We start from the raw sequence: 17,818 nt of genomic DNA, 5'->3' as shown, positions 1-17,818 counted from the left end.
TCATAAAAGGGAGTGTTGAACTTGTCTTTACGTCTCGTCCTGGGCCGTGCCGGGTCGGGCAAGACGCGCTTTTGCCTTGAGGAAATAAAGGCCGCCCTGGCGGAGGGGCCGGCAGGCCCGGCCCTCATAATCCTTACCCCGGAGCAGGCCACCCTGCAGATGGAATTGGATTTACATAGAGCCGTCCCCTGCCCGGGCTTCAGCCGCGCCCAGGTCTTAAGCTTTCGCCGCTTGGGCTGGCGGGTCTTCCAGGAGGCCGGCGGCGCCGCCCGGCCCCACCTGGGCGAGATGGGCAAGCGTATGGCCCTGCGGGCCATTCTCAATGCCCGCCAGGGGGATTTGACCCTTTTCGCTTCCCTGGCGGGCAGTCCCGGCTTTGTTGAGCAACTCGCCCATACCATCGCTGAATTAAAGCTCTACCGGGTTGAGCCCGGCGAGCTCAAGCGGGTAGCCGAGCATTACCGGGAGACCGGCCGGGGGGAAACCATCCTTGGCCGCAAGCTTCACGATCTGGCCCTCATTTACAGCGAACTGGAAAAATATCTCGCCGGCCGCTACCTGGATCCCGACGATTATTTGACTTTACTCGCACGGCGGTTGCCGGAAGCAAGCTTTATTAAAGGAGCCCTGGTCTGGGTCGACGGGTTCAACGGTTTTACCCCCCAGGAAGAGGCCGTCCTCCAGGCTTTAATGGCCGCAGCCGGCCGGGTGACGGTCACCCTCTGCCTGGACCCGGCCTTAAGGCACCGGCAGCTGGGCGAGACGGAGCTCTTCCACCCCACCGGCGACACCTACCACCGCCTGCAGCGCCTGGCCCGGGCCGCCGGGGTTAATATCGAGGCCGACGTTTTGCTTACGGGTACGCCGCCCCGCTTCCGGGAGGCGCCGGCCCTGGCCCACCTGGAAGCCCATTTCGGCCGGTGGCCTCTAAAACCTTTGCGCGGCTCCCCGGGCGGCATCCGGCTGGTAGCGGCGGCCAACCCCCGCCTGGAAGTCGAGGCGGCAGCCAGGGAGATTTTGCGCCTGGCCCGGGAAGAGAACCTGCGTTTCCGGGAAATGGCCGTCCTGGTGCGCGATCTGGAGCCCTACCACGACCTCATTGTCAATACTTTCCGCGACTTTAACATCCCCTTTTTCATTGACCGCCGCCGGCCGGTAGGCCACCATCCCCTCCTGGAGCTGGTGCGGGCGGCCCTGGAAACCGTCCTGGAAAACTGGGCCTACGATCCCGTCTTCCGCTATCTTAAGAGCGATCTGGTACCCGTCTCCCGCGAAGAAGTCGACCTGCTGGAAAATTATGTCCTGGCCCACGGCATCCGCGGCCGCCAGTGGCTGGAGGAGCGTCCCTGGCAGTTTAAAAGCCGCCGCGACCTGGAAACTCCAGGCGCGGATGAAAGGGAAGAGGCCGTGGCGGCAGCCGTCAATAGCGCCCGGGACCGGGCCGCCCGGCATTTGCGGCGCTTTTACCGGGCCGTCCAGGGCCGGACGTTAACGGTGCGGGAGATCACGGCCGCTCTTTTTAGCCTGCTGCAGGAGCTCCAGGTGCCCCGGCAGCTGGAAGCATGGCACCGGCAGTCCCTGGCCGCCGGGGACCTCGATGCCGCCCAGGAACACGAGCAGGTCTGGGACGGCCTCATGGACCTGCTGGATGAGCTCATCACGGCCCTGGGGGATGCTGCCATGGAGCTGGCGGAGTATGCCGCCATCCTGGAGGCCGGCATGGAAAGCCTGAAACTCCGGCTCATTCCCCCGGCCCTGGACCAGGTGGTGGTGGGTACATTGGACCGTTCCCGCCAGCCGGAACTCCAGGCGGCCCTGGTCCTGGGTGTGGGGGAAGGGATGCTGCCGGCGCGGCTGCCGGAAGACGCCACCTTCAGCGACCGGGAAAGGGAGGAACTGCAGGCGGCCGGGGTAGAGCTGGCCCCGACCGGTTCTTTAAGGCTTTTCCATGAAGAGTTCCTGGCTTACCTGGCCCTGACCCGCTCGCGGCGTTTTCTCTGGTTGAGCTACCCCCTGGCCGACGCCGGGGGCCGGGCCCTGGCCCCGTCACCCCTGGTTCGCCGGCTGCGCCAGCTGCTGCCGGGTTTAGAAGAAGAAAACATTGGCCCGGATTTACCGGGCGGTGAGGCCGACCTGGTCTATCTGACCACACCGCGCCAGGCGGCCGGCCACCTGGCCCGTATTTTAAGCCGGAGACGCCCCCTGCCCGCCCTCTGGCAGGAGGTTTACCGCTGGCTGGAGCAGGACCGGGACAGGGAAAGGTGGCTCGCCCTCCTGGGCGGCGTCAATTATTACAACCAGGTGGAGCCCCTGGAGCCCGGGCTTGTAGAACAGCTTTACCCCGGGCCTTTACGGAGCAGCATCTCGCGCCTGGAGACTTATGCCGCCTGCCCCTTCCGCTACTTCCTGGCCTACGGCCTCAAACTCCAGGAAAGGCAGATGTACCGGGTGGACCCGGCCGGAATGGGCCAGTTTTACCACGCGGCCTTAAAACTCTTTGTGGAAGAATTAACGGGCAGCGGCCGCGACTGGGGCGAGGTGAGCGACGAGGAGGCGGCGGCTATCCTCAGCCGGGTGATAGAGGAACTGGCCCCGGCCCTCCAGCATGAGATTTTAAGCAGCAGCGCCCGCTACAACTACCTCCGCAAAAAGCTCGAGCAGACCCTGCAGCGGGTCCTGGAGGTCCTGAACGAGCACGCCAGGCGGGGAGAATTCCGGCCCCTGGCGGTGGAGGCCTATTTTGGCATGCGGGGAGACCTGCCGCCCCTGGTGCTGGAGGCCGTACCCGGCAGGCAGGTCATCCTGGAAGGCAGGGTGGACCGCATCGACGCCGCCCGTTACCAGGACCGGGCTTACTTGCGGGTTATCGACTACAAGAGCAGCCAGACCGGCCTGGAACTGGACAGGGTCTACCACGGCCTTTCCCTGCAGCTGCCCCTGTACCTGCAGGCGGCCCTGGCAGCGGCACCGGCGCTTCTGGGTGAAGCCGCCGAACCGGCCGGCATTCTCTATTTTGCCGTCAGAAACCCCATTTTAAGGCAGCGGGCGCCGGTCCGGGAGACTGTCGAGGTGGCAAGGCTCCGCCGCCAGGCCCTGAAAATGCGCGGCCTGCTACTGGCAGAGCCGGAGATTATAAGGCTCATGGATAAAGCAGTCGACCTGACCCCGGACCTCCTGCCCGTGCGGCTGAACAAAGACGGGAGCCTGCGGCGGGGCGCGCCGGCAGCCACCCGGGAGCAAATAGCGCTGCTCCTGGCCCTGGCCCTGGCCAGGGCCGCTAGTCTGGCCGGGGACATCCTTTCCGGCCGGATAGAGATCAGCCCCTATCGCCAGGATAAGGCAACGGGCTGTGATTTCTGTCCCTACCGGCCGGTATGCTGCTTTGACCTCCAGATACCAGGAGGTACCTACCGCCGCCTGGCGCGCTTGCAAGGCGAAGACTTCTGGAAAGCCGCCATGAGTTTCTTGAAGGGGGCCGGAGGGGAAGGTGAACTGAAGTGATGGGTGAATACCAGAAGCGCTCCTGGACGGAGGAACAGCTGGCCGCCATCCAGGCGCGGCAGGCCAACCTCCTGGTAGCCGCCGCCGCCGGTGCCGGCAAGACGGCCGTCCTGGTGGAACGGATTATCCAGCGCCTGACGGATCCGATAGCGCCGATTAGCCTGGAAAACATGCTGGTGGTCACCTTTACCGAGGCCGCCGCTGCCGAGATGCGCCAGCGGATAGGGGCCGCCCTGGAAGCGGCCGCCGCCCGACAGCCGGAAAATGAATTCTTAAGGCGCCAGCTCCTGCTGTTGAACCGCGCCCACATCAGCACCATCCACTCCTTCTGCCTCTGGGTCGTCCGGACCTATTTTTACCGCCTGGACCTCGACCCGGGCTTTAAGGTCATGGACCCGGCCGAAGCCGACCTCCTGCAGCTGGAGGTTATGGACCAGGTGCTGGAAGAATGCTTTGCCGCTGAACCCGAAGGAGGACCCATAACCGACCTAGCCGACAGCCTGGGTGGTCGCGGTGATGCCAACCTGGTGGACCTGGTGCTAAAGGTCTGGCATTTTACCCGGAGCCTCCCCTGGCCGGAAGCGTGGCTGGCGGAGGCGGCGGCAGTTTACCGCGTACCTGAAGGTACCCCCCTGGAGGCGCTGCCCTGGTACCGGGAGATTAAAGAAGTAATTGCCCTGCGGTTGCAGGAAGCGGCCTATTACCTGCGCCAGGCCGCGAGGCTGGCAGCCAGTCCCGGCGGCCCGGCCGTCTATCTGGACAACCTGGAAAGGGAGGAAGCTCAGGTAAGGGGCCTCCTGGATGAAATGGGCGGCTTTAGCTGGGACCAGCTGTGCCAGAAGCTTTCGTCCGTTACTTTCGGCAGGCTGAAAGCCGTCCGGGGCAGCAGCGTGGATGAAAGGCTGAAGGAAAAGGCCGTCCAGTACCGGAACCAGGCGAAAAAGCTGCTGCAAGAGCTGCAGGAAGAATTCTGCCGCGATGAAGCTGCCATCAGGGCCGAACTGGAGCGGGCCGGGGAACTGGTTGCCGCCCTGGTAGAGGTGGTCCGCCGCTTTGACACGGCCTTCACAAAACTGAAACGCCGCCGTGGCCTGGTGGACTTCGGCGACCTGGAGCACTTGTGCTTGCAGGTCCTCCTGGACGAAAAAGCCGCCTCCGGCGAGCTGCGTCCCTCGGCCGTAGCCATAGAACTGCGCCGGCGCTTTGAGGAGGTGCTGGTAGACGAATACCAGGACATCAACAGCATCCAGGACGCCATCCTGACCCTGGTTTCCCGGCAGGAAGGAGCCTGTTCCTGTGCCGGGCCGGGAGGGGCTTCCGGCCCGGCAGGGAACCAGCCGGCTGCCAAACCCAACCTTTTTATGGTCGGTGACGTCAAGCAGAGCATCTACCGTTTCCGCCTGGCCAACCCGGAGCTGTTCCTGGCCAAATACAGCCAGTACCCGGAAGGGGAAGGAGCGTTAAACCGCCGCATTATCCTCAAAGCCAATTTCCGCAGCCGCCAGGGGATAGTGGACGGCGTTAACTTCATTTTCCGCCAGGTCTTTTCCCGCCTGGTGGGAGAACTGGAGTACGACGCCGCCGCGGCCCTGGTGGGTCGGGCCGGCTATCCGGAGCATCCGGCGGCGGCAACGCCGGCTATAGAAGTATATATCCAGGAGAGACAGATGGAAGGAGAGGCCGGGGCAGACCATGGCGAGGATACGGCCGGCGCCGGGGAAGGGGCGGTGGACCCGGCAGGCGCGGCGGCCGGAGAAATGGACCTGGAAGAATTAACGGCCCTGGAGCGGGAGGCGCGGCTCGTAGCCCGGCGCATCCGGCAGCTGGTTCACGGGACCCCGGAACGGCCCGGGCCGGAGTTCCAGGTCTGGGACCCGGAAAGCAAAACCTACCGGGATCTAAGCTATCGGGACATAGTCATCCTGCTGCGGGCCACCAGGGACCGGGCGCCGGTATTCCTGGAAGCCCTGCAGCAGTGGGGTATCCCTTCCTATGCCGACCTGGGCAGCGGTTACTTTGCCGCCACGGAAGTCGAAACTATCCTCTCCCTCCTGCGGGTGATCGACAACCCCCACCAGGATATCCCCCTGGCAGCCGTGCTGCGCTCTCCCCTGGTGGGGTTGACGGCTGCGGAACTGGCCCGTATCCGCCTGGCGGCCCCGGGGGAAGATTTTTTCACCGCGGTGATGAAGGCCGCCGGGGCTGGGGATGATGGTTCCGGCCCGGAAACCAGGCAGCAGGACCTTGCCGCCCGCCTGCGGGAGTTTTTAGCCCGCCTGGAGAGGTGGCGGACTATGGCCCGCCGCCAGCCATTGGGGGACCTCATATGGCAGCTGTACCGGGAAACGGGGTATCTGGAGTTTGCCGGCGGCCTGCCGGGAGGCGCTCAGCGCCAGGCCAATTTACGCGCCCTCCTGGACCGGGCGCGCCAGTTTGAGGGTTTTGCCCGCCACGGGCTCTTTCGCTTTTTACGTTTTATCGAACGGCTGCGGGAGAATGAAGGCGACCTGGGTACGGCCCGCCCCCTGGGAGAAAATGAGGACGTCGTCCGGGTCATGAGCATTCATAAAGCCAAAGGGCTCGAATTCCCCGTGGTAATCGTGGCCGACCTGGGCAAAGGCTTTAACTTCCAGGAACTCACCGGCGATGTCCTCCTCCACGGCAAGCTGGGCCTCCTGCCCCTGTACCTTGATGCCGCTGCCGGCATTAAATACCCCACCCTGCCTTACCTGGCGGCAGCCCACCGGCTGCATCTGGAAGCCTTAAGCGAAGAGGTCCGCATCCTCTACGTCGCCGTGACCAGGGCGCGGGAGAAACTCATCCTGGTGGGCTCGGCCAGAAATTTGCCCAAACAGGCAGAAAACTGGTGCGCCGGCCTGTTTGTTGGTGGAGAGCAGCTTCCCCCCATGCTCACGGCCCGGGCGCGAAGCCCCCTGGACTGGCTGGCTGCCGCCCTGGCCCGTCATGCCCACGGCGCGCCCCTGCGGCAGCTGGCGGGGATAGATGAAGGCTGTCTCCTGGATGACCCGTCTTGCTGGCAGGTAGAAGTGGTGAAGGCATCGACCCTGCCTGCCGTTACGGGCGAGGTGCCCCGGAAACCTGCCGCAGTTACAGGATACAGCCCGGGAAATTCTTCCGGCATGGATGAGCAAGCAGCCGGGGGAGAAGCTGACCACGCCCGGCTGCGGCAGGAGGTAGACCGGCGCCTTTCCTGGGTATATCCGTGGCAGCCCCTGACGGCGTTGCCGGTTAAACTGGCCGTCACCGACCTGAAGCGGCGCTTTGATGTCTTTAATGAAGGCGATACCCCAATACGACCTGGCGGCAACGGCTTTACCCGCCGGCCCCTTTTTCTTCAGGCCAGCCAGGGCCTGACGGCAGCCGAGCGCGGCACCGCCACCCACCTGGTCCTGCAGCACGTCGACTTAAGCAAACCGGTGACGGGGGAAAGCCTGGCCGGGCTGCTGCAGGAAATGGTAGGGCGGGAGATTCTGACGCCGGAACAGGCAGCAGCCGTCGATACCGGCGCCATTGTCACCTTCTTTGCCGGTCCCCTGGGCCGGCGCCTCCTGGCCCGCCCGGAGAAAGTAAAGCGGGAATTCCCCTTTTCCCTGGCCGTGCCCGCCGCCGGGCTCTACCCCGGCCTGCCGGCGGAAGCGCTTGCCGGCGAAATCATCCTGGTCCAGGGTATCATCGACTGCCTGGTAGAAGAGGAAGACGGTTTTCTGCTCCTGGACTTCAAGACGGGCCGAGTTCCTCCCGACCCCCTGGCCGCCTACCGGGAGCAGGTGCAATTGTACGCCCGGGCAGTAGCAGTTATCTTTAAACGTAGTGTCAAGGATGCCTATCTCTATTTCCTTGATGGATGTGTAGAATTTAAGGTATTATAAACTCATACTGGCTTATTTCAATTTATCAAAGCCCATGAGTATCAATATTTGCCTCCAGCCTCCGGAAGGCTGATGGGAGGAGCAATTTGCATTGAAGGAGAAAGGAATTGTTGTCCTGTACGCCCTGCAATGGATTGTCTATCATATCGGCGTAATTATCTCGGCCCCGATAGTCGTGGGTAACGCTTTGGGACTGAATCCTGCGGAAATCGGTAAGCTGAGCCAGTTGACTTTCTTCTTGACGGGCATTGCCAGCTTAATGCAAATAAGGTTTGGCCACGGGGGATTGCTTATCGAAGGTCCGGCGGCTCCCTGGTGGGCTGCCTGTGTAATTTTGGCAGGAATAGCAAAGGAAATGGGGAGACCCCTGGCCAGCGTCCGGACAGATATTGAAGGGGCGATGATTGTTACCGGCCTGACCCTGGCTGTACTTGGGTCTATCGGCCTGATTAAGTGGGCACGTTCTTTTTTTACCAACCGCGTCACCGGGATACTTTTGATGCTGCTGGGTTTACAGATTGGCGGCGTGGGGATCAAAGGCCTGGCCGGCGGCGGGCTAAAGCTTTTTATAATCGGTCTTTTGGTACTGCTGATGGTAATCTACCTCACCCTGCATGGCAGGGGGCTGCTTAAAAACAGCGCCATTATATTGAGCGTGGCTTTTGGCTGGCTGTTAAGTTTTTTGGCAGGTGAAGTTATCCTGCCGGGTGGTAGCGCATGGTTTTCCCTGCCGCCCTTATTTCTCTGGGGGCCGCCTAGCTTTGAAATTGGAAGCGTAGTTTCATTCCTTTTGCTTGGCCTTTTACTGATTCCCAATGTTGTCGGCAGTATTGCCGCCCTGGAAGCTGCCACAGGCGAACGTTTACCGCTGAAAAAATACGACCGCGGGCTGGCCGTGAGCGGTACGGCCAATTTTTTGGTAGGCGTTTTTGGCGGAATAGGAACTATACCTTTCGCCATATCCGCGGGTTTAATCTCCTTTTCGGGAAATAAATCGCCAAAGCCCTTTATACTTTCCTGTGTTATATTTATAGCCATGGGATTGTTTCCCCCGCTGGGTGCCCTGGCCGGGAGTGTGCCTCAACCTGTTGCGGCGGCAGTACTGCTGGTATCAGGTTGCTCCCTGGCAATAATTGGTTTGCGGGATATGGTACGCGAGGAGATTACTTTACGGGAGAATTTTATTATTGGCTTGAGCCTGCTTTCTGGCATCGGCGTCATGCTCCTGCCGCACTCGCAGTGGGAGCAGATACCGGGGTGGGCGGCAGGCATATTGAGCAACGGCGTTATTGTAGGCGTCCTTGGAAGTATACTCCTTGAACATGTAGTGTTGAGGAAACCCCGGCAAACCGTTTCACAATCTATTACAGGCAAAGCTGGTCATAATTAGCAATTATCTCTCAAACAGATTGTCAATAGGGTAGGATTTTTGCCTGCTGGCGTCGAATACTTGTATTACTATGAGCAAGCAAATATCCAGGCGCCAGTTTTTATTAGGAACCGGTTCCTTGATGGCCCTGGGTTATCTGTCCTGGTTGGGGTTGATGCCAGGGATTATATCAGCTGGCAATAAAAACGGGACAGGGAAACCAGGAACGCCGGCAGGGCAAAGCCCCCCTTTACCCGAGCCGGTAGAATGCGACCTTGTATTCCGCAGTGGCCTTATTATCGACGGCAGGGGAGATAAAGCGTACTCCGGCAGTGTTGGCATTAAAGGGAAGCAAATCACTGCTGTAGGAGATTTCCAGGCCGCGCCGGGAGCAGTAGAAATAGATGCCAGGGGCCTGGTTCTCTGTCCCGGCTTTATTGATGTCCACTCCCACACTGAACAGTACCTGGCCGCCGGCGGCAGAGCGGAGATGCTGCTGCTTCAGGGGGTAACGACCCACCTGGGCGGTAACTGCGGCACTTCGGTGGACAGGGTAGGCTCCTTCCTTGGGGGTATCCATAAACTGGCCATCAACCTGGGTATCCTGGCCGGGTACAAACACCTGCGGCAGGCGGCTGTCGCCAGGGAAGGGCGGCAGGCCAGTGCCGGCGAAGTGGCAGCTATGCAGGACAAACTGGCCGTGGCCCTGCAGGAGGGGGCCTTTGGTCTATCGGTGGGACTGGAATACTGGCCCCAGACCCTGGCTACGACCCGGGAACTGGTTGAGCTGTGCCAGGTTTTAAAACAGTACGGCGGGTTTTATGCCACCCACATCCGCAGCGAGAGCGACCGGGTACTGGAAGCCGTAGAAGAGGCTTTAGAAATAGGGCACCAGGCAAGTGTCCCGGTGCAGTATTCTCATATCAAGACCTCCTTCCAGCGCAACTGGGGGAAAATGAAGCGGGTCCTGGGCCTCCTGGATGATGCCCGTCAGGGAGGGCTGGATGTAACCGCCGATGTCTACGGCTACACTTTTTCCAGCTGGGATCTGGGAAGCAAACGCCACTCGATTAGCGAAGACGACTTGATCCTTGCCCTGCAGCACCCGGCTGTAATGATCGGCAGCGACAGCGGGCTTGACAACCTGGGGCGAGCTGTTCACCCCCGTGCTTACGGCAACTACCCCCATATCCTGCGTACATACGTTTTAGATAAAGGGGTTATCTCTTTAGAGCAGGCTATTCATAAAATGACAGCCATGCCGGCGCGGCGGATGGAGTTGAAGGACCGCGGTCTCCTGGTACCCGGCTATAAAGCCGATGTGGTAGCCTTCGACCCGGGAACTATTGCCTCCCGGGCCACCCGGGCTAACCCCAACCGGCTGGCTGCCGGGGTACGCTGGGTGCTGGTAAACGGCCAGGTGGCAGTAAAAGATGGACAGCTTACAGGGTGCTCTGCCGGGGAAGTCCTGCGGCGCGCCTGAACCTGATAGGGGAAGGCCAAGCCGCTTTTCCTCCCTGGCCCATTTCCATATGTCACATCAAACGGGCGCGGCGGGTCAGGCTGGTGGAGAACCATACAGCCTAGGTCGAAGGGGAGCGTCTATTTTTTTGCGCCAGGATACCCGCATGAAGGGACCGACACATAAAGAAAATATGCATTTTTCGCATAAGAACGTATCTATTTTGGAATTACCCTTTGCTCCGGTCTTAAAATAAAATCAAACAGTCCTGGGAATCCTGGTGATAAAGTCCTTAAAATAAAAAGGACTTTTTAAGAAAAATGTCGAACAGTTTAAATCTACCCGGTTGCTCTGCGGGCCTGTAAGATTGCCGGCGAGCAGTTTTAAAATACGAGTCACCGGGGGAGCTGTCCGGATGAAACTTTTCGAGGTGATACCGGAGCGCTTGTTCCAGGTTTTCAGCGGCCGGAACCGGCATATTTACGCCGAGGCCCTGCTCCTCCTTTATGAGCAGTACCGGGTCAACCGCTTTGGCATTCAGTATGAGGTCATGCGGGATTTGATGCAGGAGCTGATCGAAAGCCAGGAGGAGGCCGGCCTGGTCTTCGAGGTAGAAGAGGAAGAGGAGCAGGAGCCTGCCGCCGGCGGGCTGTTTGACGGCAACGGCGAGGACCTGACCCGGCTGAAGGCCGGTGCCCTCTTACGCCGCCTGGACAGGTTGAAGTGGATCCAGGTGGAAGTGCGGGATAATTTCCGCCGCTACATCGTCCTGCCCCACTACGCCAGCCGGCTGCTGGCCGTTTTCCAGGAATTATGCGAGAACCGGACCGTTGAGTACCAGCGCTTTGCCTTCGTTACCTACCAGCTCCTTTCCGGCGAGGAGGCCAGGCAGCGGCCCGGCTTTGCTATACTGGAAGCCCACAGGATGACCCAGGAGTTCCTGGAGGAACTGCGGGTGCTGGCCAACAATATGAAGTACCATATGGAGCAGGTGGTGGCTAAAACTTCCATCCAGGAGGTCCTGGACCACCATTTTGAAGAGTACAAGGCCCACATCATCGACCGCAGCTACCACCGCCTCAAGACCTCGGACCACGTGTCCCGTTACCGGCAGCGGATCCTGGCCACGGTCCAGGAATGGCTCCTGGACTCGGAATGGCTGGCCCGGGCCGTGGAAGACGCCCTGCGCAACGAGTTTTTTGCCAGCAGGGAAGAAGCGGCGGACCAGCTGCGCCGCGCCCTCATGGACATTGAAGAGATTTACCGCGGCCTGGACGAGATTTTTTACCAGATCGACCTGCGCCACAACCAGTATCTGCGCGCCTCCTTTGAGCGGGCCCGTTATTTAAGCCAGCACAGCTCCGGCGTCGACCAGTACCTGGCGCGGGTCCTGGAATGGATGGCAGCAGGCATCAGGAGAGGCGACCTGCCGGCGGAAGATTGCCTGCCCGGCCTGTTCAACCTGATGCGCCTCAATCAATTAAACGAGCAGTCCCTGTATACGCCGCGCCGGCGGCGGGCGCCCCACCGGCCGGAACCCCAGGTGGTGGTGGCTGTCCCCGAGGAACTGAAAAGGCAGCTGCGGGAGCAGAACCTGCAGCGGATGCGGCAGGCCATCACCAGGGAAAAGGTGAGCGCCTACGTTCTGGGCCGCCTGGGGGAGCGCCGGGAGATGGGCATCGAGGAGCTGGCGCCCACCAATATAGAGGAATTCCTGTACCTCCTCTATGTTTACCTTTACGGCTACGACGGCCTGGCCGGCTACCGGCTGGTGCCGGAGGGTTCGAACCGTATTCTCGACATCGGCGGCTATCGCTTCTATGACCGGCGGGTAGTGCGGGTGGATACGGGCAGGAAGCGGCGGGCCGTTTGAAAGAAGGAGGGAAGCCGGTGCTGAATCTCGGGGAAAACCTCAGTGAACAGGAAACAGGGCGGCTGCGGGAGGTCATCAACCGCCTGCTGGCCGTTAATTTTTTAAACAAGGAACAGGAGCGGGAGCATTACCTGGTGGCGCGGCGCCACCGCCAGGTTCTGGAGGATTTTTTCCGCTTCCTCGGCTGGGAGATCGTCTTTGACGACCGCCACGAGTGCCTCTTTGTCCTGTCCCCGGAAGCCGGCTGCCGGCGCAACCTGACCCGGGAAGAGAGTATCTGGCTCCTGGTCCTACGCCTCATCTATCAGGAAAAGCGCCAGGGCCTTTCTTTGAGCGAGTTCCCGGTGACCACCCTCCACGAGATCCGGGCCAAGTATGAAGCCTTCCGCCTGCCCCTGTTTAACAAGACCAGGCTGCAGGAACTGGTGCGCCTGGGCACCCAGTACAAACTCCTGGAACCCCTGGATGACGACATCAGGTCCGACGACTGCGCCTTCCGTCTGTTCCACACCCTCCTTTACGCCGTCCAGGCGGATACGGTAGAAAAGCTGTATCAGAAGATCGCCGGTTATGAACCGGGGAAGGAGGAGGGATTGCTGGATGAAGTGGCTGCGCCGCCTGCGGCTGATTAACTGGCACTACTTTTATGACGAGACCCTGGAGTTCGGCCGCCAGACCCTCATCGCCGGCCGCAACAGCGCCGGCAAGTCGACCATCATCGACGCCCTGCAGGTTCTCCTGGTGGCCAACCAGCGGCAGATCCGCTTCAATTCAGCGGCTCACGACGAGGCCAGGCGCTCCCTCATCAGCTACCTGCGGGGCAAAACCGGCGGGGAAGCCAAGAAGTACCTGCGGGAAGGGGATTTTACCAGCTACATCGCCGCCGAGTTTTACGACCAGCAGAAGAGGGAAAACTTTGTCGTCGGCGTGGTGATGGACGTCTACGGCGACGATGCCATCGACGAGGAATACTTTATCCTGGCCGGGGTGAAGCTGGCCGCCCTGGATTTCTGGAGCCGGGCGGAGCGCTGGAAAAACCGGGAGGAGTTTCATCGCTATTGCCAAAACCTGCCGGGACGCCATATCTTCGAGCGGAGCAAAACCGGCTACCAGAAGGCCCTTTTAAACCGCCTGGGCCAGTTAAGCGAGCGCTTCTTCCCGGTTTTCGTCAAGGCCCTTTCCTTTAAGCCCATCCAGAACGTGCGGGATTTCGTCTACCAGTATATCCTGGATGAGAAGGAGCTGCAGCTGGACCTCCTTAGGCAGAACTTTGAAATACACGAGCGCTACCGGGCGGAGCTGGAAGCCCTAGAAGAGCGCCGGGAGCAGCTGGAAGCCATCTGCCGCCAGTTCGACACCTTTGCCCGGCTGCGGGATACGGTGGCCGTCCAGGAGTATGTCATCCGGGGCCTGAAGCACGCCCGGGAGGTAGAACTGCGGGAACACCTGGAGGAAGAGACACGCTTCCTGGCAACCGAGGTGGAGCGGCTGGGTCGGGAGCTGGACCTGGCGCGGGCCAAGCACCTTGAAGCCGGGCAGAAGGCCAGGGAGGCCTATCAGAAGTGGCAGGGCCACCAGGCCAGGCAGCGGGAGCAAGAGTTAAAGGAAGGCCTGGCCCGCGTGGATAAGGATTTGCAGGAGCAGGAGCGGCTGCTGGCGATCCTGCGCCAGACCCTCGACCGGGAGAAGGCCCTGCTGGCCGGCCTGCAGGAGATGGAAGCGGATGAATACTGGCAGTGGCAGCCGGGGGAGCAGGAGCGCCTGGGACGGGCCCTGGAGCTGCTGTCCGGATTGGTTCCGGCCGGGGACGCTGATTGGTTACCGGAGGAGGATACCGTGGCCGCGGTGCGGGATACCGGTCTTTTCCTGGCCGGCCTGCACAGCCGCTGCGCCCGGGCCGCCGGCCGCCTGGAAGACCGGCTGGCCCTGCTCCAGCAACAAAAAGCGGAACTGGAGGGGCAGATCCGCGACCTGGAGAACAAGAAGCGGCCCTACCCCCCGCACGTCCTCAACTTGAAAAGGCTCCTGGAAGAGCGCTTGAACAGGCGCTCGCCGGTCTGGATCTTCTGCGAGGAAATGGACCTGAAGGATGAAACCTGGCGGGACGCCGTGGAGGGGTATTTGTACACCCAGCGCTTCGACCTGTTGGTGGAACCCCGGGTCTTTGCCGAAGCCCTGGCCATTTACGAGAGAGAGAAAGGGAAGCACCAGGTAGAAGGAGTCGGCCTGGTGGATACGGAGAAGGAGCAGAAGTACCTGGGCACGGCGCAGGAGGGTTCCCTGGCGGAGGAGATGGTAACGGCCAACCCGGTCATCCAGGCCCACATCGACCATCTCCTGGGGCGGGTCATGAAGGCCCGGGACGAGCAGGACCTGCGCCGTTACCGCACTGCCATCACCAGGACCTGCATGTCCTATCACAACCTGGTAGCCAGGCAGCTGGAAAAACACCGCTACGCCGTTCCCTATATCGGCGCCCGGGCCATAGCGCGCCAGTTAGAGATCAAGCGCCGGGAGCTGGCGGAGACGAAAGAACAGATAGAGATGCTGCAGGGCAGGAGGGAAAAGCTGGCGGCCTGGCTGGAGCGCCTGGCCGACAAGAAGTCCCTTTACACCGGCATCAGCGAACAGCTGGACCTCCCGGCCCGCATCCGGCGCTTACAGGAGGAACGGGCCGCCCTGGCTGCGGAGCTGGAACGGCTGGACCTGGGGGAAGTGGAGCGGTTAAAAGAAGAATATTACTACTGGGAGCGCCGCGAAAAAGAGCTGTTGAACGAGATTACCGAAATCAGCGGATTAAAAAAAAGCCGCGAGAACGAGTTGAACCAAAAGCAAACGGAGCTGCACCTGCAGGAGACGAGGGTGCAGGAGGCCCTGGCCTTCTGGCAGTCCTGGCGGGAGCAGTATCCGGTGGAACTCCTGCCCCGGGCCGAGGAACGCTGGCGGGAGGTGGAGGGTCAGGACCTGCCCGCGGCCGGCAAGCTTGTCAACTGGGAGAACAGCCAGAAGGGCAATATTACCAGGCGGGAGCAGGAGTTCCAGCGCCTGCGCGACTTACGCCACGAGTACAACCTGCGCTACACCTACAACGCCGATCCCGGCGCCCCGGATAATGAAGCCTACCGGCCCCTGCTGGCGGAAATCGCCACGGTGGATATCCCCCGTTACCGGGAAAAGCTGGCCGAGGCTCTGAAGCAGTCGGAAGAAGAATTTAAATCCCATTTTATCTTTAAGCTCCGCGAGGCCATTGAAGCAGCGCGGCGGGATTTCAACGAGCTCAACTACGCCCTGAAAAACTTTCCCTTCCACGAGGACCGCTACCACTTTGAGATTAAACCCAGCGAGAGGTACAGGCGTTTTTACGACGTGATCATGGACCCCGGGGTGATGGAGCAGGGTTCCCTTTTTGAGCTGCCCGAGGACGACCGGGCGGCAGTCCTCCACGAGCTCTTTGAGAAGCTCATCCGCGGCGAGGCCGGGGAATTGGAGGAGTTCACCGACTACCGCAACTACCTGGATTTCGATATCGTGGTCACCAGCGGTGAACACCGCTATTCCTTCTCCCAGGTGCTGCGGGAAAAATCGGGCGGCGAAACCCAGACACCCTTTTACGTCGCCATCCTGGCGTCCTTCAACCACCTCTATGCTACGGGCAAGACCATCCGCCTGGTGGTGTTTGACGAGGCCTTCAACAAAATGGACGAGGAGCGCATCCAGACCAGCCTCCGGCTCATCAAGCGCATGAACCTGCAGCTCATTGCCGCCGTACCCGATGAAAAAATGCAGCACATGGCGCCGGAAGTCGATACCACCCTGCTGGTGCACCGCAACGGCTTCCACTGTTTTGTGGACATGATCAGCCGCCAGGAAGTGCTGGCCGGAGATGAGGTGCCAACCGGTGACGGGCAGCCGGATGGCCACAGCGATACGGCCGGGGGACGGGCAGAAGGGCCCGGGGGAGATGACGGTCAGTGGCGCCGTGCCGGCGGCACCGACGGTGAAGAAAGCGGCCTGCCGCGGCAAGGGGGTGTAAGGATTGGCCGGGACGGGCAGAGACCTGCAAGCGCAGTACCGGTACAAGATTCTCTCTTTGCTGATCAGTAAATACGAAGGGAGCCGCTCCTTTCAAACCGGCACTCCGGGCAAGCAGCGACCCCAGTTCGCCATGAAGAAGAGCCCCCTGGCCGGCGATTATTTTGATGAGATGGACCACCGCAAAAGGGAGGCCATCCACGCCGCCCTGGCCGAACTGGCAGCTGCCGGGGTGGTGGAGGTCACCTGGCCCCGCTTCCAGGAAGGCCGGCAGGTAGAAAAAGTATATTTAAACTTTGACGCCATCCCCCGGGCCTATGAGCTGGCGGGCCTGGTGCCCAGGGCGGAGCGGATCAGCAGGCTGCGCCAGATCCTGGCACCCCTGGCTACCCACCCCTGGGAGTGGGTGCGGCGATGGTGGGCGGAAGTGGACGCGGCCCTGGCCCGGCGCCGGGCGGCCGGCCTGGACCTGGAGGACCCGGAAGGTTATGGGGAACTGGTAAAGGTGCTCCTGGCCCTGCCGGGATTGGAGGACAGTATACCTGAGCGCATCTTCAGCCAGCGGGTTCTGGGGGATTCCAAGGCCTTCGAGCAGAGGGTGAAAAAGCGGCTGCTGGCCCTGCTCAAGTCCCACGGCCCAGAGGAATATGAAACCGACGCCGAATACCTGGACAGCGTCGGCTTGACCGATAATCCCAAAATGGTGCTGGTGGCAGGGGCCTTTACTTTCCGGGCGGGAGAAACGCACTTCCGGATGGACGAGCTGCCCGGAGGGTTGGGATTATCGCCTCAAACTGTACGGTCAATGAAAATCACGGGCGTTCCGGCGCGGTGGATTTTAATAGTAGAGAATCTGACCACCTACTACCAGGTGGTTCAGGAAGTTTATAATTTTACGCCGGCCGGCCTGGTTATCTATAGCGGCGGTTTTCCCTGCCGCGGGGTGCAGCGATTTTTAAATAGGCTTAAGGAATACCTTGATACTATTGACTCCACCAAGCCACCGATCTACCACTGGGGCGATATGGACTACGGCGGCATCCGTATCTTTGAATATATAAAGCGCAAATTTTTTCCCTCTTTACAACCCTACCTTATGGATGTCATCACTTATGAGAGGAGCCTGGAGGCGGGCATATCTTTTGGCGACGAATATGCAGCCAAACTTTCCAGGCTGGCTGCAGATCCCGCCTATGCTTCCTGGCGTCCTTTGCTTGAAGCCATGTTAAGGCACCGCAAGTGGATAGAACAGGAGTCCCTGCATTTCTTTCTACCTGACCTAAGCAACGAAGCAGGCTAGTCACTTTAGAGAAATGGTTTATATTCTCGTCCCAAAACATGACTACTGAGAGGGGCGAAAAAATATTTAGCTTTTACTGTAAATTTTTTACCGAGGCTTATTGACGCCCACGTCCATCTGGCTCGGGATGGGTATGACTTTAAGTTTTCGCTGGCGCGCTGGTCATATGGTAGGGCTATGGCAGCGGTGATAGAAAAAGAGCTGCAAGCTACTTTAGAAGCTGGCATTGTCGCCATCAGAGACGGAAGTGACGGAAAAAGGTTGGAACCTCAAGGCTAAATAAGGGTGGGTTATTATGGTCCTTTCTTAGGGCTGGGGGCTAAACGGTCCTGGTAATAAATGGTCCTGGTAACTGGAAAGGCTCCTGGAGGAGCTGGCAGGGGTGGCTACC

At 60.5% G+C, this 17,818-nt stretch carries 8 protein-coding genes; all 8 read left to right on the top strand.

All coding sequences use genetic code 11. The features are described from left to right. Positions 1-21 precede the first annotated feature (21 nt). The 8 genes from addB to FLZ89_RS03670 all read left to right on the top strand — a co-directional run bounded on the left by addB (position 22) and on the right by FLZ89_RS03670 (position 17,427). Complete coding sequence (gene addB / locus FLZ89_RS03705) at positions 22-3,501, top strand: helicase-exonuclease AddAB subunit AddB (protein ID WP_141304422.1); 3,480 nt, start codon at positions 22-24, stop codon at positions 3,499-3,501. Continuing rightward, positions 3,501-7,391, top strand: coding sequence for a helicase-exonuclease AddAB subunit AddA (addA, locus tag FLZ89_RS03700; protein WP_141305276.1), 3,891 nt, complete (start codon positions 3,501-3,503; stop codon positions 7,389-7,391). The genes addB and addA overlap by 1 nt, the downstream gene beginning before the upstream one ends. A gap of 91 nt (positions 7,392-7,482) precedes the next feature. Further along, positions 7,483-8,781: a uracil-xanthine permease family protein gene (locus FLZ89_RS03695; protein WP_141304421.1), complete on the top strand. Its 1,299-nt coding sequence runs from the start codon at positions 7,483-7,485 to the stop codon at positions 8,779-8,781. A 70-nt stretch (positions 8,782-8,851) separates the two neighbouring features. Then, on the top strand, positions 8,852-10,243 hold the full coding sequence (locus FLZ89_RS03690) for an N-acyl-D-amino-acid deacylase family protein (RefSeq protein ID WP_141264018.1): 1,392 nt from the start codon (positions 8,852-8,854) through the stop codon (positions 10,241-10,243). Positions 10,244-10,637: 394 nt separating this feature from the next. Further along, a complete protein-coding gene (locus tag FLZ89_RS03685; RefSeq protein ID WP_141304420.1) occupies positions 10,638-12,095 on the top strand; it encodes a Wadjet anti-phage system protein JetA family protein in 1,458 nt (485 codons plus the stop codon). A gap of 17 nt (positions 12,096-12,112) precedes the next feature. Then, positions 12,113-12,727 carry a DUF4194 domain-containing protein gene (locus tag FLZ89_RS03680; protein WP_141304419.1) on the top strand — a complete coding sequence of 205 codons (615 nt, stop codon included), beginning with the start codon at positions 12,113-12,115 and terminating at the stop codon, positions 12,725-12,727. Then, complete coding sequence (locus FLZ89_RS03675; RefSeq protein WP_141304418.1) at positions 12,696-16,199, top strand: ATP-binding protein; 3,504 nt, start codon at positions 12,696-12,698, stop codon at positions 16,197-16,199. Before FLZ89_RS03680 ends, FLZ89_RS03675 begins: the two co-directional genes overlap by 32 nt. Further along, a complete protein-coding gene (locus tag FLZ89_RS03670; RefSeq protein ID WP_253256401.1) occupies positions 16,132-17,427 on the top strand; it encodes a Wadjet anti-phage system protein JetD domain-containing protein in 1,296 nt (431 codons plus the stop codon). Before FLZ89_RS03675 ends, FLZ89_RS03670 begins: the two co-directional genes overlap by 68 nt. The last annotated feature ends 391 nt before the right edge of the window (positions 17,428-17,818 follow it).

The organism is Moorella sp. E306M (genome assembly GCF_006538385.1).
Taxonomy (GTDB): Bacteria; Bacillota; DSM-521; order Neomoorellales; family Neomoorellaceae; genus Neomoorella.
The sequence above is the reverse complement of the archived record's forward strand: the minus strand, read 5'-3'. Positions and strand labels throughout refer to the sequence as shown.